Origin of the sequence: Shewanella sp. FJAT-52076 (assembly GCF_019457455.1) — a bacterium.
GTDB classification, from domain to species: domain Bacteria; phylum Pseudomonadota; class Gammaproteobacteria; order Enterobacterales; family Shewanellaceae; genus Shewanella; species Shewanella zhangzhouensis.
The window spans coordinates 3,350,563-3,373,282 of record NZ_CP080415.1; the positions used below are offsets into that span (position 1 = coordinate 3,350,563).

Annotated in this window: 23 protein-coding genes; 9 read left to right on the plus strand and 14 right to left on the minus strand. The window is 55.4% G+C overall.

Translation table 11 applies throughout. The features are described from left to right. The first annotated feature begins 4 nt into the window (after window positions 1-4). The 3 genes from K0H79_RS14785 to K0H79_RS14795 all read left to right on the plus strand — a co-directional run bounded on the left by K0H79_RS14785 (window position 5) and on the right by K0H79_RS14795 (window position 4,072). Window positions 5-1,531, plus strand: coding sequence for a Re/Si-specific NAD(P)(+) transhydrogenase subunit alpha (locus tag K0H79_RS14785; protein ID WP_220065476.1), 1,527 nt, complete (start codon window positions 5-7; stop codon window positions 1,529-1,531). Window positions 1,532-1,543: 12 nt separating this feature from the next. After that, window positions 1,544-3,028: a Re/Si-specific NAD(P)(+) transhydrogenase subunit beta gene (gene pntB, locus K0H79_RS14790; protein ID WP_203324787.1), complete on the plus strand. Its 1,485-nt coding sequence runs from the start codon at window positions 1,544-1,546 to the stop codon at window positions 3,026-3,028. 684 nt (window positions 3,029-3,712) lie between these two features. Then, a complete protein-coding gene (locus tag K0H79_RS14795) occupies window positions 3,713-4,072 on the plus strand; it encodes a hypothetical protein (RefSeq protein WP_220076311.1) in 360 nt (119 codons plus the stop codon). 65 nt (window positions 4,073-4,137) lie between these two features. Here the strand turns inward: K0H79_RS14795 and K0H79_RS14800 are convergent, their stop codons facing one another. Continuing rightward, on the minus strand, window positions 4,138-5,421 hold the full coding sequence (locus tag K0H79_RS14800; RefSeq protein WP_220076312.1) for an MFS transporter: 1,284 nt from the start codon (window positions 5,419-5,421) through the stop codon (window positions 4,138-4,140). Between the two features lie 196 nt (window positions 5,422-5,617). Further along, a complete protein-coding gene (locus K0H79_RS14805; RefSeq protein ID WP_220076313.1) occupies window positions 5,618-5,890 on the minus strand; it encodes a sporulation protein in 273 nt (90 codons plus the stop codon). A gap of 232 nt (window positions 5,891-6,122) precedes the next feature. Here K0H79_RS14805 and K0H79_RS19325 point away from each other — a divergent pair, with 232 nt between their 5' ends. Continuing rightward, complete coding sequence (locus tag K0H79_RS19325; RefSeq protein WP_258405404.1) at window positions 6,123-6,338, plus strand: hypothetical protein; 216 nt, start codon at window positions 6,123-6,125, stop codon at window positions 6,336-6,338. After that, on the plus strand, window positions 6,289-7,503 hold the full coding sequence (locus K0H79_RS14810) for a sulfatase-like hydrolase/transferase (RefSeq protein ID WP_258405405.1): 1,215 nt from the start codon (window positions 6,289-6,291) through the stop codon (window positions 7,501-7,503). The genes K0H79_RS19325 and K0H79_RS14810 overlap by 50 nt, the downstream gene beginning before the upstream one ends. Window positions 7,504-7,578: 75 nt before the next feature. Here the strand turns inward: K0H79_RS14810 and K0H79_RS14815 are convergent, their stop codons facing one another. Then, entirely contained in the window at window positions 7,579-8,319 is a 741-nt protein-coding gene (locus tag K0H79_RS14815) for a sporulation protein (protein ID WP_220076314.1), read from the minus strand. An 83-nt stretch (window positions 8,320-8,402) separates the two neighbouring features. Then, on the minus strand, window positions 8,403-9,293 hold the full coding sequence (locus tag K0H79_RS14820; protein WP_220076315.1) for a LysR family transcriptional regulator: 891 nt from the start codon (window positions 9,291-9,293) through the stop codon (window positions 8,403-8,405). An 84-nt stretch (window positions 9,294-9,377) separates the two neighbouring features. Here K0H79_RS14820 and K0H79_RS14825 point away from each other — a divergent pair, with 84 nt between their 5' ends. Continuing rightward, entirely contained in the window at window positions 9,378-9,764 is a 387-nt protein-coding gene (locus K0H79_RS14825) for a DoxX family protein (RefSeq protein ID WP_258405406.1), read from the plus strand. 210 nt (window positions 9,765-9,974) lie between these two features. Continuing rightward, window positions 9,975-11,513 carry an MFS transporter gene (locus K0H79_RS14830; RefSeq protein ID WP_220076316.1) on the plus strand — a complete coding sequence of 513 codons (1,539 nt, stop codon included), beginning with the start codon at window positions 9,975-9,977 and terminating at the stop codon, window positions 11,511-11,513. A 74-nt stretch (window positions 11,514-11,587) separates the two neighbouring features. On the opposite strand, the gene K0H79_RS14835 is transcribed toward K0H79_RS14830, so the two are convergent. The 3 genes from K0H79_RS14835 to K0H79_RS14845 all read right to left on the minus strand — a co-directional run bounded on the left by K0H79_RS14835 (window position 11,588) and on the right by K0H79_RS14845 (window position 13,259). Continuing rightward, the gene (locus K0H79_RS14835; RefSeq protein WP_220076317.1) at window positions 11,588-12,259 is read right to left on the minus strand and encodes a hypothetical protein; all 672 of its coding nucleotides are present in this window, start codon (window positions 12,257-12,259) and stop codon (window positions 11,588-11,590) included. A 136-nt stretch (window positions 12,260-12,395) separates the two neighbouring features. After that, window positions 12,396-12,827 (minus strand): universal stress protein, encoded by a 432-nt coding sequence (locus K0H79_RS14840; protein ID WP_220065484.1) that lies wholly within the window; start codon window positions 12,825-12,827, stop codon window positions 12,396-12,398. 48 nt (window positions 12,828-12,875) lie between these two features. Beyond that, window positions 12,876-13,259, minus strand: coding sequence for an STAS/SEC14 domain-containing protein (locus K0H79_RS14845; RefSeq protein ID WP_220076318.1), 384 nt, complete (start codon window positions 13,257-13,259; stop codon window positions 12,876-12,878). Window positions 13,260-13,421: 162 nt separating this feature from the next. Between K0H79_RS14845 and K0H79_RS14850 the strand changes: the two genes are divergently transcribed. Beyond that, window positions 13,422-14,861, plus strand: a complete 1,440-nt coding sequence (locus K0H79_RS14850) for a coniferyl aldehyde dehydrogenase (protein WP_220076319.1) — start codon at window positions 13,422-13,424, stop codon at window positions 14,859-14,861. Between the two features lie 12 nt (window positions 14,862-14,873). Then, entirely contained in the window at window positions 14,874-15,458 is a 585-nt protein-coding gene (locus K0H79_RS14855) for a TetR/AcrR family transcriptional regulator (RefSeq protein ID WP_220076320.1), read from the plus strand. 133 nt (window positions 15,459-15,591) lie between these two features. Here K0H79_RS14855 and K0H79_RS14860 read toward each other — a convergent pair whose 3' ends face one another. The 7 genes from K0H79_RS14860 to K0H79_RS14890 form a co-directional block, all read right to left on the minus strand. Next, window positions 15,592-16,377: a CsgG/HfaB family protein gene (locus tag K0H79_RS14860; RefSeq protein WP_220065488.1), complete on the minus strand. Its 786-nt coding sequence runs from the start codon at window positions 16,375-16,377 to the stop codon at window positions 15,592-15,594. Further along, complete coding sequence (locus K0H79_RS14865; protein ID WP_220065489.1) at window positions 16,374-16,763, minus strand: curli assembly protein CsgF; 390 nt, start codon at window positions 16,761-16,763, stop codon at window positions 16,374-16,376. Before K0H79_RS14865 ends, K0H79_RS14860 begins: the two co-directional genes overlap by 4 nt. 2 nt (window positions 16,764-16,765) lie before the next feature. Continuing rightward, window positions 16,766-17,134 carry a curli production assembly/transport protein CsgE gene (locus K0H79_RS14870; RefSeq protein WP_220078177.1) on the minus strand — a complete coding sequence of 123 codons (369 nt, stop codon included), beginning with the start codon at window positions 17,132-17,134 and terminating at the stop codon, window positions 16,766-16,768. 194 nt (window positions 17,135-17,328) lie between these two features. Next, the gene (locus tag K0H79_RS14875; RefSeq protein WP_220076321.1) at window positions 17,329-18,657 is read right to left on the minus strand and encodes a PAS domain-containing sensor histidine kinase; all 1,329 of its coding nucleotides are present in this window, start codon (window positions 18,655-18,657) and stop codon (window positions 17,329-17,331) included. A gap of 4 nt (window positions 18,658-18,661) precedes the next feature. Then, window positions 18,662-20,110 (minus strand): sigma-54 dependent transcriptional regulator, encoded by a 1,449-nt coding sequence (locus tag K0H79_RS14880; protein WP_220076322.1) that lies wholly within the window; start codon window positions 20,108-20,110, stop codon window positions 18,662-18,664. A 79-nt stretch (window positions 20,111-20,189) separates the two neighbouring features. Beyond that, the gene (locus K0H79_RS14885) at window positions 20,190-21,407 is read right to left on the minus strand and encodes an FtsX-like permease family protein (RefSeq protein WP_220076323.1); all 1,218 of its coding nucleotides are present in this window, start codon (window positions 21,405-21,407) and stop codon (window positions 20,190-20,192) included. An 11-nt stretch (window positions 21,408-21,418) separates the two neighbouring features. Then, on the minus strand, window positions 21,419-22,714 hold the full coding sequence (locus K0H79_RS14890; protein ID WP_220076324.1) for an ABC transporter permease: 1,296 nt from the start codon (window positions 22,712-22,714) through the stop codon (window positions 21,419-21,421). Window positions 22,715-22,720: the final 6 nt, after the last annotated feature.

Consider the following 22,720-nt stretch of genomic DNA (forward strand, 5'->3'; position numbering starts at 1 on the left):
CGTCATGCAAATTGGAATTCCGAGAGAGAGTCTCGCCGGTGAAACCCGGGTCGCCGCGACCCCGGCAACGGTTGAGCAACTTAAAAAACTCGGCTTTGAAGTGGCTATCGAATCTGGTGCCGGCACCCTTGCCAGCTTCAGTGATGCCGCCTTTGAGGCGGTGGGCGCCAGTGTAGTGCCCTCCGTATGGCAGGCCGACCTTATTTTTAAGGTCAATGCCCCTACCGAAGATGAAATAAAAGAAATCAAAGACGGCGCTACCTTGGTGAGTTTTATCTGGCCTGCTCAAAACCCTGAGCTGGTTGAGAAATTATCACAGCGCAATATCAACGTGATGGCGATGGACATGGTGCCGCGTATTTCCCGCGCCCAGTCGCTGGATGCCCTGTCATCCATGGCCAACATCGGCGGCTACCGCGCCGTGGTGGAAGCCGCCCACGAGTTTGGCCGCTTCTTTACCGGCCAAATCACCGCTGCCGGTAAGGTGCCCCCTGCCAAGGTGCTGGTGATTGGTGCCGGTGTGGCCGGTCTTGCCGCCATTGGTACCGCAGGCTCCCTCGGCGCCGTGGTTCGCGCCTTCGATACCCGCCTCGAAGTGGCGGAGCAAATCGAGTCCATGGGTGGTCAGTTCCTCAAACTCGACTTCGGCGGCGAAGACGGCTCCTCCTCCGATGGCTACGCCAAGGTGATGAGCGAAGAGTTTATCAAGGCCGAGATGGCCCTCTTTGCCGAACAGGCCAAAGAAGTCGACATTATCGTTACCACCGCCCTTATTCCGGGCAAACCGGCACCGCGTCTTATCACCAGGGAAATGGTGGATTCGATGAAGAGCGGCTCTGTGATTGTGGACATGGCGGCCGCCACCGGCGGTAACTGTGAATACACAGTCCCGGGCGAGCTGTTTGTCACCGAAAACGGCGTCAAGGTGATTGGTTATACCGATCTGCCCGGCCGTCTGCCAGCCCAGTCCTCCCAGCTTTACGGCACCAACCTGGTGAACCTGATGAAGCTGATGTGCAAAGAGAAAGACGGTAATGCCGTTATCGACTTTGACGATGTGGTGATGCGCAACATGACAGTGGTCAAAGCCGGTGAGGTCACCTTCCCGCCACCGCCAATTTCTGTGTCTGCCGCCCCAGCCAAGGCTGCCCCCAAGGTAGAGCTGAAAAAAGCCGCGCCCAAGGAGCCTTCCAAGCTCAAGTATATTCTCGGCGCTCTGGGTTTGATTGGCTTTGGCGCCGTGGCAAGCGTGGCGCCGCCTGAGTTCTTGTCCCACTTTACCGTGTTCCTGCTCTCCTGTGTGGTGGGCTACTACGTGGTGTGGAACGTAACTCACGCGCTGCACACGCCGCTGATGTCGGTGACCAACGCCATCTCGGGCATTATCGTGGTGGGCGCACTGCTGCAGATTGGCAGCGGCTCGACGCTGGTCACTGTGCTGGCCTTTATCGCCGTGCTCATTGCCAGTATCAACATCTTCGGCGGCTTTACCGTCACTCAGCGCATGCTGAAGATGTTCCGTAAGGATTAAGGGGGAATCACTGTGTCTCAAGGACTGGTAACAGCAGCCTACATAGTAGCAGCGCTGTGTTTTATTTTGAGTCTCGCGGGCCTGTCCCGTCAGGAGACCGCCAAGCAGGGTAACCTCTTTGGTATCACGGGCATGGCCATTGCGCTTATTGCCACTATTCTCAACCCGGAAACCAGTGGTGTGCACTGGATCATTCTCGCCATGGTTATCGGCGGCGCCATTGGCGTACGTCTGGCCCTCAAGGTGGAAATGACCGAAATGCCCGAACTGGTGGCCATTCTCCACAGCTTTGTGGGTATGGCGGCCGTGCTGGTTGGCTTTAACAGCTTTATCGACGTGCATCCCCAGGCGGTCACCGAAGTGGTGATTAGCGTGGGTGGCAACATCGACCAGAGCCTCGAAGCCGCCAAGGCCGCATTGCAGGAAGCGAGCAAGGCCGCCGAAGGTCATCAGCTGACCGGTGCCATGCTCAGCATCCATCTGGTGGAAGTATTCCTCGGCGTCTTTATCGGTGCCGTGACCTTCACCGGCTCTGTGGTGGCCTTCTGTAAGCTGCGCGGGCTGATTTCCTCCAAGCCACTGATGCTGCCACATCGCCATAAGCTCAACCTGCTGGCGGTACTGGTGTCCTTTGGCCTGATGGTGCTCTTTGTGAAAGCCGACGGCGCCATGGTGCCCCTTATCATCATGACACTTATCGCCTTTGCCTTTGGCTGGCATCTGGTGGCCAGCATCGGCGGCGCCGACATGCCAGTGGTAGTGTCGATGCTGAACTCCTACTCAGGCTGGGCCGCGGCAGCGGCGGGCTTTATGCTCTCCAACGACCTGCTTATCGTCACTGGTGCTTTGGTAGGCTCCTCGGGTGCCATCCTGTCTTACATCATGTGTAAGGCCATGAACCGCTCGTTTATTTCGGTGATTGCCGGCGGTTTTGGTACCGATGGTGCCGTGTCCAGCGGTGATGAAGAAATGGGTGAATACCGCGAAACCAACGCCGAAGATGTGGCCGACATGCTGAAAAACGCAAGCTCAGTCATCATCACCCCCGGCTACGGTATGGCGGTGGCTCAGGCGCAGTATCCGGTGGCCGAAATCACCCAGAAGCTGCGCGACCGTGGTATTGAAGTACGCTTCGGTATCCACCCGGTTGCCGGTCGTCTGCCAGGCCATATGAACGTCCTCTTGGCCGAGGCCAAGGTGCCTTACGACATAGTGCTGGAAATGGATGAAATCAACGAAGACTTCCCCGAGACCGACGTCGTACTGGTGATTGGTGCCAACGACACCGTAAACCCAGCAGCCTCGGAAGACCCAGCCAGCCCCATCGCCGGCATGCCGGTGCTGGAAGTGTGGAAAGCCCAAACCGTTATCGGCTTCAAGCGTTCCATGAACACGGGCTACGCCGGGGTGCAGAACCCGCTGTTCTTCCGCGATAACACCCAGATGTTGTTTGGCGATGCCAAGGACAGTGTTGAGGCGATTTTGAAGGCGCTGTAAGCCTTCGATGCTCACTATCAGCATCATTGATAACCTCTGAAAAGGGCGCCATAGGGCGCCCTTTTTTATCCCCGCTTTCCGGCTGTTCCAATTGCCATTGGGGTGACTTGTCGTTTTATGTTGTGTCGCTTTGCAAGCGACTTAAGGTCGTGGGTCAAATGCATCCATGCATAACGGCCAGTTCACCATCCCTGGTTCTCGCTCGTAAACCTGTCGCTGTGCGACACTCGCCGACCCACACCCGACCAAGAGGGGATCTACAGCAATCCCCTCTTGGATCTCCCCTGCCGCCCGCGACGAAGCGGACATCCCCTTGGGCATTGACGTTCTTTTGCTACCGCGTCAGACGCTCATCCCTGATTCGACTGACGCTGCCTCGGCATCCATGCCTCGGCCACGCAACGACCACCAATGCCCTGCGGCCGCTTCAAGCGGGATAGGTGTATTCCTCAGCAAAGATGTTTTGGGTGTCGTGACTCTTCCTCACATAAAAATGATGCACGAAACAAAACGGGCGCAAATCATGCGCATGCGCACTATACAAATGTTAGGCGCCCCTTTGTAATCTCGTTTCTAACCGATAGTCATAAAAAAGTCAGCATCTAAGGAAATATTGCTTGCGCAACATAAGTAATAACCTAATATATATGTGTGGTTACCATTTATTGAAGAGAGGAAATATTCATGGATAGCTTAGACATCGACTACAAACCATCACCTGCTCTAAATGCTTTGTCACAAACAGAAGAAGGAAGAGCCCTTTGGAAGTATTTATGCTCACCTGAAAGCTTAATTAGAATGGAAACAGCGACTTACCTTAGAAAGCCAGCTCTGGAGCCTTTTTCGCCCCATCTTAGAAATAGATTTGATTTCTTTCGTTCTGAAGTGACAGAAAAACAACTGTTCGACCGTTACAAGCAGTTAGCAGGTAGCATGGCCAGGCAGATAATGGAGGCACTCGGTTATGAACATGAAAAAGATGGTGTAAATGTTATTACGGGAGAAGTTTTTAAGACGGCATCACGTTATAAAAAACCTGAATAGGTGAATATAGTCCGCATAACAAGCGCGGGCAATCGGACAGGTTTGGCCAGCCGTTGCTGTGGGCATTAATCCCCAGCCCGCTCCGTCGCAAAGTCGGGGCGGGACAGCTTTTCCAGCTTGCTATACAAAAACATCACCAGCAGGGTGAGGGCGGCGCAGCCGAGGAACAGCCAGGAGCCGTTTAAGAGATCCAATACTATGCCGCCGCCCAGGGGCGCCAAAGCGAAGCCAAATTCATAGAAGGACGATGCGCCGAAGTAGGCACCGCGCAGATGGCGCGGTGCTATGCGGTCGATATGCACGTTCATGGTGGGGAAGAGCACCGCCTCCGCGAGACTCATCACAATCACGGCGCCAATCCAGCCCCAGAACAGGGTCACCGGATTCAGCCCCATCCACAGCTGCGACACCACCAGCAGCACCAGCGCCACCTGAATACGCTTAACCAGAGGCCAGTGGGCCATCAGTTTCAGCAGCAAAAACTGGCAGGTGATGATGATCATCGCATTGGCGAAGATCATCGACGAGATAAGCTCAAGCACCTTGGGCACCTCGGCGCGGCTTAAGTACTGCACCAGGGAGCCATCCATCTGGCCGAAGATGAACATGCAGATAACATTGGCCAGAATCAGGCTTTGCAGCAGCCTGTCTTTGGCCAGCACCCGCAGGGTATAGCGCATGCCGGACGCAGCCTTGTCATCGCTGCCAGAGTCGGCCGCATCCCCTTCCCCGCCGTTCTGCACTTGATGACTCGCATGGGTAAATTCGTGATTGGCAAATCCCCACCAGAGTAACAGCAGCAAGATGGCAAAGGCCACGGTGGTGATATAAAAACTCGACAGCTCGCCGGTTAACCCGAGCCAGACACCGGCAATGGGGCCGACGGCGCAGCCCACATTGACGATAAAATACAGGCTCTGCATCGCCAGCTCGCGGGTCTCGGACTCCTGGATGATGTCACCAATCAGGGCCGATACCAGTGGCCGCCACAGCGAGGTGGCGATGGAGCAGAGGGTGATGACCAGCGCAAATCCCGCCACCGTATCGGCTTCGGCCAGCAGCGAAAAGGAAATGATGTAGAGCACGCCTGCGCCGTACATCATCTTTTGCCTGCCAATCTTGTCTGACAGGGCGCTGCCGATAAAGCTGACCAGCACAGAGAGCAGGGCCGCAGAAGATAAAATCAGGCCAACATTGGTGGCCGACAAGCCAAAGCGTTCATAGAGGATCACCGCCAGAAAGGGCCACACCATGTAGTAGCTGCCGCGGGTGATAAAGGAGCCGAACAGCAAAATCCACATCAGGCGCGGAAACTGTTTCACTCTGGCAAGGGAAATATCGCTTTGCATCATCCATCTCAGGGCTGGGTCATAAAGGCGGGAGCGCTTATTGACTTAACTTGTTCAAGTTAAGCCCTTTAACCTACGCAGGGTTTCACTTTTTTACAACCGCTGACATGAACAGGATAGATAGCTGGAGGTGGGTCGTGTGTGTCGCCGCAAGGGTCTGTCGGCGCCAGAAAGGGGTCAAGCCTTGTCGGTTGGATTAGAAAAAGTTTCCCTTTAAACAGGAATCGCCATTTGGCTTAAGCTGAGTGAGCACCTCGCCAGCGCTGGCGTTGTTGGCGATGGAAAACGCGCGGTAGCCGTCACCGCGAAAAGCGCGGTCGAGTTCGATTAAGAGATGCGTCTCGGTGGCATCGCACACCAAAGAGATTTCCACTTCGCGCAGGCTGGAGAAGCCAAAGCTGCGGGTAGCACAGTGCACCGCTATGGCGTTTTCAGTGGACCTATACCAAACGGCGACTTTTGCATGCATAAGTTGACCGGATAACCAATTGGGCGAATTTCCACCTATTAGCCCACTACACATGTTCTTAATTTCTAACTATTCTGGTTAGTGCTCTGTGTAAAGCATCCAGCTTTCGCAGGGTATTTGTAGCTATTTCTGGTGGTTGGACTATTCGTCGTTCTGATTGCTGTTGTGGTATTTGCCCTATGCAAGCGCAATCCACCAAATCGATAGCCTATGTTTCCGACAAGGAGTCAGCATGAAAATATCGCGCTTATCGGCTGCGCTTGCCTGCAGCTTTGCATTAACAGTACCTGCGGCCATGGCCGCGCAGCCCAATATCTTGATTATTTTCCCAGATGATGTCGGCCTGTCCAATCTGAGCGCCTACGGTCAGGGCGTCATGGGTTACCGCACCCCCAACATTGGCCGAAGTTCTGAAAAAGCAAGGTTACACAACCGGGCAATTTGGTAAGAATCATTTGGGCGATCGTAATGAGCACCTGCCGACAGCGCATGGCTTTGACGAATTCTTTGGCAACCTTTACCACCTCAACACCGAAGAAGAACCCGAACAAGAGGATTACCCGAAAGACCCCGAGTTCCGCAAAAAATACGGTACCCGCGGTGTACTGCATTGTTATGCCACCAGTAGTGCCGACAACACGAACGATCCGCGTTTTGGCAAAATGGGTAAACAAAAATGTACCGACACAGGGCCATTGACCCGCAAACGGATGGAAACCGTAGACGACGAATTTATCGCCGCATCCACCGATTTTATGCAGCGCAGTAAGGATGCCAACAAGCCCTTCTTTGTCTGGCTTAATCCCAGCCGCATGCACATGTATACCCACCTGCGCCCCGAACACCAGAATCTGGCAACACCTTTCACCACCGAGCATGACCGCTACGGCAGTGGCCTGATCGAGCACGATCAGCAAGTCGGTCAATTGCTTGAGAAAATGAAGGCGATGGGCGTGTTGGATAACACCATCATTGTTTATTCGACCGACAACGGCCCCGAGCACAGCGCGCGTACCCACGGTGGAACTACGCCTTTCCGCGGCGAAAAGATGACAACATACGAAGGGGGCGTTCGTGTGCCTATGATGGTGCGCTGGCCGGGCCAGATCCCGGCGGGCACTGTGCTTGGTGGCATCCAGAGCCATATGGATATTTTCACGACACTGGCTGCCGCGGCAGGAGAACCCGATGTCGCCAAGAAAATGATGAAAGAACGCAAGCAATACATCGACGGTGTAAATAACCTGGACTACTGGACCGGCAAAACTGCCGAGAGCGCGCGTGACAATTTCATCTATTACTACGAGTCCAGTATCAAGGCTGTGCGCTACAAACAGTGGAAATTGCACTTTGAAACAAGCGAAAACTACTACGACGAGTATAAAAAGCTCAAATTCCCGGTGATGTACAACCTGCACATGGACCCATACGAAAGCTTTGACGGCGTGACGGATCGTTCAGACGTAATTCAACGTAAGCAATGGTTGAACGAACCTATCCAGCACCTGCTCAGCGAGCATGTCCAAACACTGGTAGATTATCCGCCAGTGCAAAAAGCCGCGACGTTCGACTTTAGCGCGCTGATGGAGCAGATGCAGAAAGGTGAACAATGAGCGGCGTTTAGCTAAATCACGCACCATAAAAAAGGCGCCGAAAGGCGCCTTTTTTATATAGAGCCGGGCTCTCAATCAGCGGATGTAGTGCTTAAGCTGGGTGAACACTTCGCCAGCGCTGGCGTTGTTGGCGATGGAAAACGTGCGGTAGCCGTCACCGCGAAAAGCGCGGTCGAGTTCAATTAAGAGATGCGTCTCTGAGGCATCGCACACCAAAGAGATTTCCACTTCGCGCAGGCTGGAGAAGCCAAAGCTGCGGGGGTGGAATTCCAGCTCCTGATAACAGCCGGAGCGGGAACGAAATCCCGGGGCGCTCAAATAGCCCTGCTCCACGTCGGCCTTGGTGAGGGCAAAGCCCAGCTCCTGCATGGCATTCAGCACATGGCCAAGCAGTGGCGTTGGCAGTATGTCGATTACATCGGCATCGCTCGGGTCGATTGCCGAGTCAATGTCGGCGCCGGTTTGCAGCCATACATGGCATTGGTTGTTGCGTACCGGCAGCGCGGTAAAGGGGGTTTCGGGATGCAACTGGCCGCTGAAGGGGATTTCACGCACTTCGCCGGGCTGGATCTCAAAGGGCTCGGCCACCCGCCAACGGGCGAGGCAGTGATTTTTAAAGTAGTCGCCATTGTCAGTGCTGACCTTGGCCTTGGTCATCAGCGCCAAATCGATACCATCGATTTTTTGCGCCACGTCACCGCCCTTAACCACTATGGTGGCGCTGAAGGTTTGTCCCGGCAGCAGCTGGCTTTGATGTAAACGGGTATCCACTTTGGCACTGCCAATGCCAACGGCAGCCAGTATTTTTTTAAACATGCTTGAATCCTTTGCAAGTACAGAACCGGCCTCGAGCCAATCCGAAAGTCGGCCATGGTAGCAGGCGAAGGATTAAAACAGGATTAAAGTAAGCTGCCGCCAAGGCGCTGCCAAAGCCGTGTTGCCACCGGGCCCGGCACAGCAGCGCTTCGGCGTACCAGATGATAATCAAACCGCTGCCGAGTGGGAAAATCGGCGAGCTCCAGCACTCTCAGGCGCCCTGTCGCCAATGCCTCTGTCAGCATCCACTCTGGCAAGCGCCCCCAGCCCATACCCTGCTCTATCAAGGAGAGCTTGGTGGCAAAGCTGTTCACATACCAATGCCGCTGGGCAGTTTGCACGCCAAGCTTAAGCCCGAGAGTGCCGCTGCCCGAGTCCTGCACCAGTATCTGATACTCTTTTCGCAGTTGCTCTACACTGGAGAGCGCCGGATAGCGTGCCAGCAGGCGGGGGGCGGCCACATTGAGCATCTGTCCCTGACTCAGGGGCTTTGTATCGAGCCGGGTACCCGGACTCAGCGCCGGTGCCAGCGGTGTAATGGCAAGATTTGCCAGCCCCTGCTGCACCCGCTCAACGGCACCTGTGAGGTATTCCTGCTGAATCACGATGTCAGTTTGCGAAAACTCGGCCTGCACCGACTCCAGCGCCCGGAGGATGGGCGTCAGCTCGAATGAGGCTTCCACCGTCAGCACCACCCTGTCTTCATCCCCCCGGGCCAGATGCTGCGCAAGCTGCTCAATCTCTGCGTGACTCTCTAAAGTTTTCAGCGCCAGCTGATAAATACGCTCGCCGTTGCCCGTGAGCACAAGGCGGTAGCCATCACGGTTAAACAGGGTCAGCCCCAACTGAGATTCGAGCTGTTTGAGTGCATGGGTCAAGGCGGGCTGGGTTTTGCACAGCGCCTCGGCGGCCTGGCGCAGCGACGGTTTTTCCACGGCGGCGCACAGGGCCTGAAGCTGAAAAACAGAGGGCATAAAGATAAATCCTGTGAATCGTCTTAATAAAAGATAATCAATATATTTAATTTTTTGACTGATGAATACTGAGGTCATCCCTCAATGACCCACGGATTGTCGTCAACCATGCCCTCTGCCCCATCCTTTGTGCGCCTACTGCCCATATTCCTGCTGGCACTGCCCATGGCTGGTTTTGGTGTGGCCAAATTGCTCGGCGTCCCCGAGCTGCACCGCGCCTTTCAGGCCATGGCGCTGCCTGCCTGGTTTGGCTACTTTATTGGCGCCGCCGAATTGGCGGCCGGTATTGGCCTCTTGCTGCCGCGCTGGAGCGCTCTGGCCGCCACGGGCTTAATCCCCATCATGCTTGGTGCGGCCGGATTTCATCTGGCCTTCGATGTGCCCTCGCCCATTCCGGCGCTGATCTTTTTGGCGCTGAGCCTCTATATCATCACCCTGCGCCGCAAAGACGCCATCTGGTATCCCTTCTGACCTCTGGCAATTTCGGTGTTTTCCCTGTGGAAGGGAGTGCCTTGCGCTCCCCTTTTTTTGGTATTCATCCGGCATTCTGTCCCGGATTTTTTGGCCTTTGGCGCCAAAGCCTGTAAAGTGAGCCTGCCGGTGGCAGACTCCCCCGGCAGCGGCGCTATTCAAACGTACAATAGCCGACGATAACAACAATGACAGGATGAAAGACGGACTATGAGTCAACCAACGAATCTTTCGGGCAACGACCTCAGCGAGGTCAAACAGCTCGGCATGTGGGCCTCCATCATGAGCCTTGGCTACATTTTCTGGCTGGTGGGCGGCATGGAGCTGGTGGAGCGAATTGCCTACTACGGCGTGAAAGCCAGTGCCGGCCTCTATGCCAAGGCGCCCGTTTCCGAAGGCGGCCTGGGTATTTCCCTTTCTGACTACGGCATCATTATTTCGACCTGGGCGATACTGCAAACCTTTATCCCCGTGTTTACCGGCGGTATCTCCGACCGGGTGGGTTACAAAGAAACCATCTTCGCCTCCACCATCATTAAAATTTCTGGCTACCTGTGTATGGCCTTTTTCCCCAGCTTTTGGGGCTTTCTGGCGGGAGCCATGCTGCTGGCCGCCGGTACGGGTATCTTCAAGCCCGGTATTCAGGGCACCCTGGTACTGGCCACCCGTCGCGACAACAGCTCCATGGCCTGGGGTATTTTCTATCAGGTGGTGAATATCGGCGGCTTCCTCGGCCCGCTGGTTGCGGTGCACATGCGCCAGTTGTCATGGGACAATGTGTTCTATGCCTGCGCCGCGATTATCTCGCTTAACTTTTTGTTTTTGCTTACCTATAAAGAACCCGGCAAAGACGCCCGCCTGGAGCGCCAGCGCAAGATTAAAGCCGGTGAAATCAAACAGGACTTCCTGTGGAAAGACGCCTGGAACGAGCTGAAAAAGCCGGTGGTGATTTACTACATGCTGGTGTTTGCCGGTTTCTGGTTCCTGTTCAATTCCCTGTTCGACGTGCTGCCCATTCACATTGCCGAATGGGTAGACACCAGCGTGATTGTTTCCACCCTGTTTGGCGAAGAAGGCACCCGCAGCGGCATTTTGCAGTTCTGGCTGGGGCTGAATAACGAAGGCACCAAGGTGATGCCGGAAGGCATGCTGAACCTTAACGCGGGTCTGATTATGACCAGCTGCTTTTTGGTGGCGGCCCTGACGGCCAAGTACCGCATTACCACCGCCATGCTGTGGGGATGCCTGTTGTCCATCGGTGCCTTTGTGATGATTGGCGCCACCCACGCCGCCTGGTACATAGTGCTGGCGATTGCCATGTTCTCTCTGGGCGAGATGATGATTAGCCCCAAGAAGAACGAGTTTATGGGCAATATCGCACCCGAGGGCAAAAAAGCCATGTATCTGGGCTTTGTGATGCTGCCACAGGGTATCGGCTGGGGTCTGGAAGGCTATTTCGGTCCCAAGCTGTATGAGATGTACGCCTCGAAAGAGAAATTCGCCCGTCAGATGCTGGGGGAAGAAGGCATGAGTAGCGCCGATGTGGCCGCTATCCCCCAGGGTGAAGCCTTTACCCGACTGGTGGAGTTTACCGGTCGCGGCAGCCGCGAGCTGACAGAAGTACTCTACAACGCCCACAACATAGGTATGGCCTGGTACATCATCGCCGCCATCGGCACCCTTTCGGCGGTAGGCATTTTTATCTACGGCAAGTGGCTGTTTAAGATGCAGCAACAAAACCCGGCATAAATCAACGCCCGGGATTTACTGTTCCAGAATAAAAAAAAAGCTGCCATCGGCAGCTTTTTTTATTGGGCTCTATTTCAGCCGGCGTATTTTTTCAGCCACTTGGCAACATCGTTGCCCAGGGTATTCACCGTGTGCTGCAACACACTGCAGGAGCCCTTGAAGCCGCCCCACATGCCGCCGGTGGAAAAACGTGAGAAGTCGCTGATCTTGGTTTCTTCACCATCAATCACCAGCACGGCCGTGGCAGCCACATGCTTGCGATGGGGGTTAAAGGGGTTGGCGTTGCCTTCGCTGTACACATTGTCGATGGTGATTTTCACCGCATAGCCGTCATCCGGCAAAGCTTCTACCCGCTTGATTTTCAGCTTTTGCTTATTACCGTATTTAACGATGGAATCGGCAAACTGACGACCAAGCTCGGTGCATTCCAGCTCAACCTTATCGACTATGTTGCTCTCGGGGTTATAGGGAATGTCGGTAAGGATATACACCACACCCTCTTCGGCGGCCTTCACGGCTTTCGCAGCTGGCGCGGTCTTGGGTGCAGGCGCCGCTTTTACGTCAGGCGCTGCTGGCGCCGGTGGAGCCACAGGCGCGGCTGCGGTTTCAACTGCCGGGGCTTCGGCTGTTTGGGCGGCATTGGTTGGCGCCTTGTCGGCGGCGGGTTTGTCGGTGGCGCCGCAGGCTGTCAGCATCAGCGCCAACACAGGGGCCGTGACGGCGGCAGAAAAAGGCAGTTTATGCATTTCAGTCTTCCTAATGAGATTTCCTTGTTGGTGCAGGCAAACTACCGAATAACAAGCAAAAAGAAAAGCCCCGACATCGGCAGTCGGGGCTTTATATCACGCTTTTAACCGGGCGTTTTACAGATCTTTGACCAAACTATTTCACCACCAGTACCGGGCATTGGGCGCCATTGGCGACGGCCTCTGCCACATTGGTGTGCAGAAAATGCTGAATACCCGAGTACCCATGGCTGGCAATAACCACCATGCCAATCTCGCCGTTGTTGGCTTCGGCAATGATTTCATCCGTTGCATCGCCCATACGGATTTGGGTTTCAATCGGCAAATCCGTATGAAGTTTGGCAAGTAAGGATTTCATCTTCTCGGCTGCCGCGTCCTCCATGCTCTTGGCGAGTTCTTCCGGGGTAATTGCCAATATCATGAAATTTTCATCTCCCATGGGTCTTGGAACCACATGCAGAATCTTCAGTCCCACCTTATACAGGTTGGCCATTTCCACCGCATACCTGAGAGCATGGGAGGCCGTTTCAGTAAAGTCTGTGGGCCACAGTATTGTTTTGTTTACCATATCTACCTCCCGAAACACCTTAAGTTATCAGGCTTGTCCCTTTGGTTCTCAGTCGCCCAACCACTCCAGGGCATCTTGCCTGTCGACAAAGAACCTGGCGTCGGCCGGGGTAAACCAATCCGCAAACTTGGTCATCCACTCCTGCCAGCCGGGTCTGCCGAACACGGCGATTTTTTCGAAGTGGCGGCCATGCTTGATGCCCAGTTTCAGATCATCCCACATGGCCCTCGCCTCCCAACCCTCCAGCTCGGTGGCGTCCACCAGCATATAGATATCGGGATCGCTGACACCGGCAATGGCTCCCTCCAGCACTGGCACCATGCGCTCGTAGTCCTCATGGGTAAGTGTGCCGGTGACCTTGAGCACCACAAAGAAATCATCCTTTCCGTGACGCTCAACCCCTATGGTTAAACCATGTCTGAGTGTTGTCATCTCTATGCTCCTTGCCGCTACACCTACCATTATTGTAGGCACTGGCCAGCAGAGACAATCGTGATCCAGATCAAGTTTTTCCCCGGCGCTTGCCTATTTAAGCCGCAAGCCTTAACCTAGACCGACTAATCAGTCGATTTCATTTCCAGCAAGGGTATCACCATGAATGCAGCGCCCCAGATGCAGCCATCCCCATCCGGCGAAGTAGCCGCCATGCAGCAAACCTTCGAACGCCAGCGACAAAAGTTTGCCCAGCACAGCTATCCCAGCCTGAGTGAACGGAAAAATGCACTGACCCTGTTGAAACTGGCCTTGTTGGAACAGCAGGATGCGTTGATCAGCGCCCTTAGTCGCGACTATGGTCATCGCAGTGCGGATGACAGCCGGATATCCGACATCATGCCGGTGGTTAACCACATCAATTATAGTCTGTCCAACCTGAGCCGCTGGTGCAAACCCAGCAGGCGCCACGCCGGGATCCTCCTGGCACCGGCCAGCGTCAAAGTGACTTATCAACCCAAAGGAGTGGTGGGCATCATAGTGCCCTGGAACTTCCCGGTGATGCTAAGCCTGGGGCCACTGGTGACCGCCATTGCCGCCGGTAACAGCGCCATGCTCAAGCTGTCTGAGTTCACTCCCGAGACCAATAAGGTGCTCAAATCCTTATTGGCAACAACCTTTGCCGAAAGCAAGGTGGCCGTTATTGAAGGGGAAGCCGATGTGGCCGCCGCCTTCTCAAGCCTGCCCTTCGACCATCTGCTGTTTACCGGCTCCACCGCCGTCGGCAAACACGTTATGCGCGCCGCCAGCGCCAATCTCACCCCGGTCACACTTGAGCTGGGTGGCAAGTCTCCGGTGATAGTAGCGCCGGATATGGCGCTGGAGACCGCCGTTGAGCGCCTCATTTACGGTAAATGCCTTAACGCAGGGCAAATCTGTGTCGCACCCGACTATGTGTTGGTACCACGGGGTAAGGAAGATGCCTTTATCAAGGCCTATCAGGACAAGTTTGCCGCCCTGTACGGCAAGGTTGAATCCAACGATGACTATGGCGCCATCATCAACGAACGCCAATGGCAACGACTGATGCAGGTGCTGGATGATTCCAAACAGCAAGGCGCCAGGGTTCACAGCGCCAGCGGCGAGCCGCCACTCAGTTCGTTGCGTAAACTGCCCACCCAACTATTGACCCAGGTGACGGATGAGATGCTGGTGATGCAGGAAGAAATCTTCGGTCCACTGCTGCCTGTGGTGCCCTACGACAGCCTCGATGATGCCTTAAGTTACATCAATGCCCGCCCAAGGCCGCTGGCGCTGTACCTGATGAGCTTCGATACTGCCATCCAGGACAAGGTGCTCAGCAGCACTCACTCAGGGGGCGTTTGCATCAACGAAACCGTGTTCCATGTGGCCGCCGACGATGCGCCATTTGGCGGTATAGGCCCATCGGGAATGGGGCACTACCACGGCGAAGAGGGTTTTCGCACCTTCAGCCATGCCAAAACCGTCCTCAAGCGCGGCCGCCTCAATACCGGCAAGCTGGTGCACCCGCCCTATGGCAACGCCATTCAAAAGCTGCTGATGAAAGTCTTTTTGCGCTGAGGACTCATGCAGATGGCAACTCAGGACCGAGGCACAGACAAACGCTACCAGATATTGACGGCGGCGCTGCGCCTTTTCAATGGCCAGGGATTTCACGGCACTTCCACCGCCAGCATTGCCAAGGCGGCGGGGGTAGCAACAGGTACCCTGTTTCATCACTTTCCCAGTAAAGAAGCCCTGCTGGAAACCCTGTTTTTAACGGTAAAGCAGGAGTTTGCCGATAGCCTTGCGGCCATGGCGATGTTGGAAGGAACGCTGGAAGACAGAGCCAGGCAGCTTTGGTTTGGTGCCATCGACTGGGCGCTTGAAAACCCGGATAAGCAGCAGTTTTTTCAGCAATTTTCCATGTCGGTGGAAATCCCCTTATCCCTTCGTGAACAAGCCATGCAGGGGATCCTCGGCTTTATCGGCGTGATGATAGCCGAGGGGCAAACCTCAGGGGCACTGGTGCGGCTACCGCTGCCACTGATGCTGGAAAATTGCCATGGCCAGTATCTGGCCGCGACCCGCTTTTTTTTGGATCACCCCGACCTTGGCAATGATGCCGGGCACAGAGAAGCGAGTTTTCGCCTCTTCTGGCATGCCATGGCGCTGTAGTGCGCAGTCGACGTCTGAAGGCAGTAATCAGCACAGCGACAGGCCTCCATTCCCGAAGAAGCGCTCGTATGGGTTAAATGAAAAAGCCGCTCAGTGAGCGGCTTTTTCATTTCATTGCCAGAGATGGGGTCTGTCAGTCTTCACCCAACTGCTGGCTGCCCGGTGCTGACTGAGACGCTGACCAGTAGCCCTGTGCAACGCCCTTTTCAATCATTTCGGCAACGGCCACTTCGATGGCTTGCTGCACACAAAACTGCACCGGCTCGTTGGTAGTAAAGCCCACTTCGGCCTCGGCGAGACGATTCAGACTGGTAAAGCGGAACAAACCGGCGCGCATCTCCTGAGACATCACCCGCTTGGTGGTATTCACCGACATCAGTACCTTACCCGTGTGCACATCCACCGCACGCAGATAAATAGTCACCTGATCTTCACGGTACAGTTCAGATGCGCCTATCCCATAGTATTCCACACCCGTGCCGCCGGTATTGGTGTTGGTTTCGTAGCTGATAATGCCGCCCTCAAGCAGCAGTCTGGCATTGGCCATAACCGGCAGTTCGGCAGATTTCTTCTGTTTATTGATGAACTTGCGTTCGGTTAACAGGTTTTGCAACCCTTCACGCTCCACCGGGGTAAACCAGCCCGAATCCAGCAGGGTTTGCACCAACATGGAGGTCGCCCCCTGAGTCACGGCAGTGGAGAAGCTGCTCACGTTCGCCTGGGGTTTATATTGGCCTGTCTGATCGCGAAAGGAATATACCGCCACCGGGATGGGGTATTTGGGGCCGGGCTTAGCCTTCAGGCTTTCCATGGTTTGGCTCAGGGGATTGACCTGCGCCTCGGTAATATTGAGGTCTGGTTTGGGGATAAGGCTGCAGCCACCCAATGACAGCAGCGCCACCGCGAGCAGCAGTCTCATGAATTACCTCCATAAACAGGCATCTCAATTACTGTAACTTCACCCGTCAGCTGGTTGGTAATGGTGAGCACCACGCCGCTGCCGTTGGAGGCCACCTCGATGCGGTAATCGCCCGTGTCATACACTCCATCGGTGATTTCACCGTCGGCAACCTTGCGGGTAATGGAGTTGATGATATTGCGCTCCAGCGACTCCTTGAAACGGGTCACGAAGTCCTTTTCACTGGAGGGAGACTGGTTGTCGTTCTGGCTCTGTGCCTTGTTCAGCAAGAAAGAGCCATTGAGTGGCGAACCACCGAAACTCGGGTTGATGGGGGTATAAACCAGCTCTGTAGCCTCGGCCGAGCCTATCAGGGCCAGCGCCGCCGCGAATAACGTCCTTTTCATGTTCAATCCTGTGTGCTGATGGCGAGCTCGGCGCCCTCACCCAGCAGGGCATTGGCCCTCACCTGGGCCAGATAATCCACTGTAATGAGTACCGCCTGCTCGGCTTTGTCCTTGATTGAGCTGGCCCTGCGGCCAAAGTGTGTGCTGTAAATCTTTTGGCCGTTGATCTCCATCACCAACAGGGTGCCGGCCTGGGGAAATACGGTTTCGGTCAGGGTAACGTTAAAGCCCTGGGTAAAGGGCAATTCACGCCAATAGGAGGAATAGTAAAAGCTGAACTCCTTGCCAAAGCGGGTCAGGGTTCGGTCAATCACCAGACCGCTGATCTCCACCTCATCGTCCATCGCCCGCGCCTCAAAGGCACAAACCATAGACAACGAAAGCAACAAGGCTGCCCATAATGCCTGCTTCAAGATGCCTCTCCCCTGGCCAGAAAAATCCTTGATCCACTTCACACAAACAGCCAGCAATGTAGCAGGAGAGCCGCGAGGTGGTCATCAAAAAAGATTAATATTTACAGCAAATTAGCTCGAAGGTATAGGCGAGAATTTCCCGAATAACACTTTTATACTAGAGGGGGTTGCGGTAAGAAAAGCTGCACCTGCAGGCCGCCGCCACTGCGGTTTTGCAGGCTGATGCGGCCATCGTGCGCTTCTATGATTTCCCGGCACAGCGCCAGTCCAAGCCCGGTGCCCTGCTGTTTGGTCGAGTAAAATGGCAAGAGGGCCTGGGACAGTACGTCCGGCGACATACCCGGTCCTTTGTCGTTAACCTCAATGACCACGCCGGGCTCTCTTAATTGCTGACGACGCACCGACAGGCTCACCTCTTCCGGAGCAGAGCCACTCTCATGGGCATTTTTGATGAGATTAATCAGCACCTGTTGCAGCTGCACCTCATCGGCCCACACAGGCTCAGTGGGCAGTTCTCCCTCGATGTTGAACGCCAGCTGCAACTTGAGTTCATGGCACAAACGGCCCAGGTCCACCCCAGTCTTGATTGGCATTGGCAGCCGGGCGAAACGGGCATAGCCCTCAATAAACTGTCCAAGATGCTGGGTGCGTTTGTCGATAGTATCGAATATCAGATTAAGCCGTGGCTCTTCCAGACGCTCTGCCAGCACCCGACCTGAGTTGACCATGGAGCGCATGGGCGCGAGGGAGTTATTCAGCTCATGGCTTATCACCCGAATAACCTTCTTCCACACCGCCACTTCCTGACGGTTGAGCTCCCGGGTCATCTGCTTAAGCAACATAAGCTGGTGCTCAAGGCCATTGAGTTGGAAACGGCCGCGGCTCAGGTGCCAGGTTTCGGTCTCGCCGTCACGGTCCAGGGCAAACAAGCCATCGGCACCTTCACGCAGCATACGGCCCATGGCCTCGTCCAACTGGTCAGTCAGCGAAGACATCGTCATGCCGGTCAGGGGCTTGCCTCCCACCAGCGCATGACGCGCCGAGTCATTGGCATAAATGATATGGCCGCTGCCATCGAGCAGCAGCATCAGATTGGGGGAATTCTGGATAACTTTGTCCAGCAGCAGCTCCCGCTGGTAGATATGCTGACGCTCCCGGCGCAGCTCTCCGGAAGCGCGATTGAAGAGTACCGCCAGTTGCCCCAGCTCCGGGTCCTTACTCTGGGGCAAAGACACGCTGAAATCATTGTCGATAAGGTTAAGCAGTCCAAGTTCCATGGCCTTGATAGCATCGTTTACCGGACGGGTAAGCCAGGCGGTGAGCAATAACGACACCAAAGCACCCATGACCAGTGCCAGCAGAGGTAAAGCCGATGGCCACTCGCCCCCCAGCCAATAGGCCATGGTGCCACCGATAAGCCAGCTTATCAGCACTATTAGCATCAACCTGCTTCTGAGGCTCAGCATAAAGCCAGTCCCCATGGGTTTATCCTTCGGCCTTGGAGGACTTTATCTCTATACCGAACTTCTCCATGCGCCGATAGAGTGCCTGACGGCTGAGCCCAAAGGACTTGGCTACCCTGGCAATCACGCCCTTGTGGGCGGCAATGGCGGCTTCTATTTCATGCCTGTTTGGCTCGGTGTAATGATTCTCGGTGACGTGAGGCTCTGTGATATGGGGATCTGCATTGTGCTGAACAGAGCCGTAGTGGTGCCCCTGAGGGGACGCCATCTGGGATTGATTTACCACGGGCTGCGGCGCTTGCGTCGGCATCAAACCAAAATCGGCAGCAGTTAACATCTCGCCTCTGGCGAGGATATCCGCCCGCTTACAGGCGTTTTCCAGCTCGCGCACATTGCCTGGCCAGGAGTGGGCCAAAAGCGCAGCCTTGGCAGAGGCATCCAGCGCCCGTCCACGGGTAAAGTGCTGCACCAGGGGCAGCACATCATCCCGGCGCTCACTCAAAGGCGGCAACGCCAGCTCCACCACGTTCAGGCGGTAAAAGAGATCTTCACGGAAACGGCCATCGATGATGTCCTGTCGCAGGTCGGCGTTGGTGGCGCTGAGCACCCTGACCTTACACTTGCGGGTTTGATGACTGCCAAGGCGCTCAAATTCACCGGTTTGCAGTACCCGCAGCAGCTTCACCTGTCCGCTTAAAGGCAGATTACCAATCTCATCCAAAAACAGGGTGCCGCCATCGGCGGCCTCAAAGCGGCCGATGCGGGCCTTGGTGGCACCGGTAAAGGCACCGGCCTCGGCGCCAAAAAGCTCGGCTTCCATCAGCTCCATGGGTAAGGCGCCCACATTCACCTTGATAAAAGGTTTGTCTTTTAACGGCGAATTGGCATGGAGAATATCGGCCAGGCGGTCTTTACCTGCGCCGTTGGGACCTGTGATAAGTACGGATACATCGGACTTGGCCAGCTGCAGCGCCAAATCCACACAGCGCTCCATGGCCACGCTGCCAAACACCAGACCACAAAGGTTGGCCTCGTGAATAACTGCAGTACGCTCGGCCTTCTGGCGCTTGAGCTCGCCGTTTTCCCGGGACAGTTTGTGCAGCGAAATCAGGTTGCCAATACTGGTGAGCAGCTTGGCGTCGTCCCATGGCTTACCCAGATAATCGGCAGCGCCGGCTTTCATCAGCTCCACCGCCATTTCCAGCTCGGTCCAGGCCGTCAGCAGGATAATGGGGATCCCCGGACGACGCTCACGCAGGGCATGGAACAGCTCGCGCCCTTCTTCACCACTGGTGGTATCGCGGGTGAAATTCATGTCCTGTATCACCAGCGAAAACTCGTGTTGCTCAATGGCATCGAGTGCCATGTCGGGGCTCTGCACGCAATGGCTTTTGTAACCGCTCAGTTCAAGCATCAGTGAAAGCGCTTGGCAAACGTCCAGATTGTCGTCGACGATTAATATCTTATCCATTTGATTCATCTTGGGTAATTCAGCCACTACACGATAACGGAAGGGCCCGCCATTTGCGAGCCCTCGATTGGGTCAGCCATTAGACGCTGCGGGTGGCGATAGAGGGTGAAATCGCCGCCGCCCTTCTGGCGGGAATAATCACCGCTATAGTGGTTACCACAAACAGCAGCACCACAGTCACCGCGGGATATTGCCAGGCAAGGGCATCCAGACTGAAGAAGTCCATCAGCTGACGGCTGAGCTCGAAGGCAAGCAGCGAGCCAACCAGCGCCCCTGTCCCGAGCAGCAAATAGTTTTCGGTGAGAAACCATCCCAGAATGTTGCCGCGGGTGGCCCCCAGCGCTCTGCGGGTGCCTATTTGTTTGGTACGGCGCTCGATATTGAACATCACCATGCCCGATAGCCCCAACGCCGTGATAGCCAGCAACAGCACTATCATGGCTCCCAGCACAAAGGCCATCATGGCGTGCTGGGCATAAGCGGACTCCCGGTATTGGGCGATGCTCTTGAAGGAGAAGAGCACCCTGCGGGGATCGTCGCGGTGAAGCACCTCTTTAATGGCATCGGTCAGGCGCGCATGATCTACCGCCTCGGCCCGCACCACCATAGTGTTGAACTGGCCGGTTCCATTCATATTCACATTGACCAGAACACTGTTTTCCACTTCATCGTCATTGACCCAGGCGCTTTGGAGCTTGTCCACCACCCCCACTATGGTAAAGGCCGTAATGCCCCCCTCGTACACCCGTTTTCCAATGGGGCTCTCATCGCCAAAAGCCGCCTTGGCATAGGCCTTGGTAACAATTACCTCACGGGGTACTTCGGTGTCGTTCAGCCCCTCGGCGATACGGCCGGGGATAAAGTTGCGCCCCTCAATCAGCTTCAGACCAAAGGTCTCGAGCAGGTTTTCATCGCCCATGTAAACGGCCATGCCGGGTAGGCTTTTTGCAGTGTCAGGGTCAGGACCATCCACAAAACCTGAGCGCCAGCCGCTGCTGCCCAAGGGCAGCATGTTGACGGGCGCCACGGTTTTAACACCCGGTAAGGTGCGCAGCAGGTCCAAATCCCGGCGGCTGCGTTCTTTCAAATCCACCCCGTCGCCAAAGTTATACAGTTTGAAACTTAACACCTCGGCTTCGGCAACCCCGGAGTCACGCTCCATCAGCCCAAGCCGTTGATGAATGATAAAGGCAGCGTTGGCCACTATGGCCACCGACAATATGATTTGCAGCAGCAGGAGTACCGGTGCACTGCGGCTTCGCAGCATGGCGCTCAAAATCGGTTTAATCGCAGACATGGCAAACTTCCTTATTGGCTCTTGAGGTAAACACTGGGCTTGGTTTTGCAAATTACCCAGGCCGGATACATACCCGCCAGTATGGCGGAGCCGATGGCGATACCCGGCGCAATAAACCAGATGCTGGGGTCAAGCCTGGTCAGGGCGTCATCGAGGGCGAAACGGCTCGCAAGGTAGTGCAGCGCCCCCCAGGCCCACAACAGCCCGAAACAACCACCGAGCATGCCAACCAGTCCTACCTCCACCAGGTGCTGGGCGAAAATCTGCCGCTTGCTGGCACCGATGGCACGGCGCACACCCACTTCGGGGGCCCGTTTAAGGAATTTGCTGAGCATCAGTCCAAGGATGTTGACCAGACACACCAGCAAAAACAGCAGACTAAGGCCAATCAGGATCTGGTTATCTTCGGGCACGACCTTGTTGTCTTTGAGGTGATGGGCCACATCATTAAGCCTTACCCAGCTGCTGCGGCTCATGTCGGTAAAGCGACCCAGTTGCTGCTGGCTGTCGACATAACCGTCCAGAAAATTGCGATAGTTCTCCAATTCGGCCGGTGTGTTGAGCTCAGCCCAAAACTGGATCCACACCTTCTCAGTGTTGAAGAGATCACCGTCCTCGTATTTCCAGCCGCTGACATTCCCCCAGGGGTCATACTTTTCCTGTTCAACCAATGAGAAGGGAATAAACAGTTTTTCGGTGTCGTTGGTAGGACCATTGTGGAGATCGTAAAACTTGGGCAGTACCCGCCAGTCGTCAATGACGCCAACGACGCGAAACGGCTTGTTATCCAGATATACCACTTCGCCAACGCTGTTTTTCCCCTGAAACAGGGCATCGTTAATGGTTTTTCCAATCACCACCACCCGGGCAGGTTCGCTGTCAGCCCCCGCTTCCCAGGGACCACCAAATAAAAAGGGCACAGAGAACATGGCAAAAAAGTCGCGGTCGGTCGCCCGCACGTGTTCCAGCTTGGGCTCGACCTCCGGGTTGGTGGAGGTCAACGCCATACCGGTGGCAATCATGGCCGCCTTTCGGGGCGCTGCGTCAGACTTTCGCAGGTTCATCACGTCCTGAAAGCTGAGGTTCACCGCAAACTCATCCCAGCTGTCCGGCCCCTGGCTCCACAGGTTGACCGAATACAGCTTATCGCTGCGATCGCCGGCGGGGTTATTCGCCATCAGCTGGTGCACGTTGAGCGTCATGATGGTGATGCCGATACCAATAGAGATGGCAAACACCATCAAGAGCGACATCATGGGTGTCTTGCGAATTGAGCGCCAGGCGAGATCCAAATAGTGACTGAACATGGCGCC

Bases quoted from the DNA above. Each gene is read 5' to 3' on its own strand.
- K0H79_RS14825 (WP_258405406.1), top strand. From the start codon at position 9,378: ATGACCCACGGATTGTCGTCAACCATGCCCTCTGCCCCATCCTTTGTG.
- K0H79_RS14835 (WP_220076317.1), bottom strand. From the start codon at position 12,259: ATGCATAAACTGCCTTTTTCTGCCGCCGTCACGGCCCCTGTGTTGGCG.
- K0H79_RS14855 (WP_220076320.1), top strand. From the start codon at position 14,874: ATGGCAACTCAGGACCGAGGCACAGACAAACGCTACCAGATATTGACG.
- K0H79_RS14785 (WP_220065476.1), top strand. From the start codon at position 5: ATGCAAATTGGAATTCCGAGAGAGAGTCTCGCCGGTGAAACCCGGGTC.
- K0H79_RS14820 (WP_220076315.1), bottom strand. From the start codon at position 9,293: ATGCCCTCTGTTTTTCAGCTTCAGGCCCTGTGCGCCGCCGTGGAAAAA.
- K0H79_RS14830 (WP_220076316.1), top strand. From the start codon at position 9,975: ATGAGTCAACCAACGAATCTTTCGGGCAACGACCTCAGCGAGGTCAAA.
- K0H79_RS14850 (WP_220076319.1), top strand. From the start codon at position 13,422: ATGAATGCAGCGCCCCAGATGCAGCCATCCCCATCCGGCGAAGTAGCC.
- K0H79_RS14860 (WP_220065488.1), bottom strand. From the start codon at position 16,377: ATGAGACTGCTGCTCGCGGTGGCGCTGCTGTCATTGGGTGGCTGCAGC.
- K0H79_RS19325 (WP_258405404.1), top strand. From the start codon at position 6,123: ATGAAAATATCGCGCTTATCGGCTGCGCTTGCCTGCAGCTTTGCATTA.
- K0H79_RS14875 (WP_220076321.1), bottom strand. From the start codon at position 18,657: ATGGGGACTGGCTTTATGCTGAGCCTCAGAAGCAGGTTGATGCTAATA.
- K0H79_RS14865 (WP_220065489.1), bottom strand. From the start codon at position 16,763: ATGAAAAGGACGTTATTCGCGGCGGCGCTGGCCCTGATAGGCTCGGCC.
- K0H79_RS14845 (WP_220076318.1), bottom strand. From the start codon at position 13,259: ATGACAACACTCAGACATGGTTTAACCATAGGGGTTGAGCGTCACGGA.
- K0H79_RS14805 (WP_220076313.1), bottom strand. From the start codon at position 5,890: ATGCATGCAAAAGTCGCCGTTTGGTATAGGTCCACTGAAAACGCCATA.
- K0H79_RS14840 (WP_220065484.1), bottom strand. From the start codon at position 12,827: ATGGTAAACAAAACAATACTGTGGCCCACAGACTTTACTGAAACGGCC.
- K0H79_RS14795 (WP_220076311.1), top strand. From the start codon at position 3,713: ATGGATAGCTTAGACATCGACTACAAACCATCACCTGCTCTAAATGCT.
- K0H79_RS14885 (WP_220076323.1), bottom strand. From the start codon at position 21,407: ATGTCTGCGATTAAACCGATTTTGAGCGCCATGCTGCGAAGCCGCAGT.
- K0H79_RS14800 (WP_220076312.1), bottom strand. From the start codon at position 5,421: ATGCAAAGCGATATTTCCCTTGCCAGAGTGAAACAGTTTCCGCGCCTG.
- K0H79_RS14815 (WP_220076314.1), bottom strand. From the start codon at position 8,319: ATGTTTAAAAAAATACTGGCTGCCGTTGGCATTGGCAGTGCCAAAGTG.
- K0H79_RS14890 (WP_220076324.1), bottom strand. From the start codon at position 22,714: ATGTTCAGTCACTATTTGGATCTCGCCTGGCGCTCAATTCGCAAGACA.
- K0H79_RS14880 (WP_220076322.1), bottom strand. From the start codon at position 20,110: ATGGATAAGATATTAATCGTCGACGACAATCTGGACGTTTGCCAAGCG.
- K0H79_RS14870 (WP_220078177.1), bottom strand. From the start codon at position 17,134: ATGGTTTGTGCCTTTGAGGCGCGGGCGATGGACGATGAGGTGGAGATC.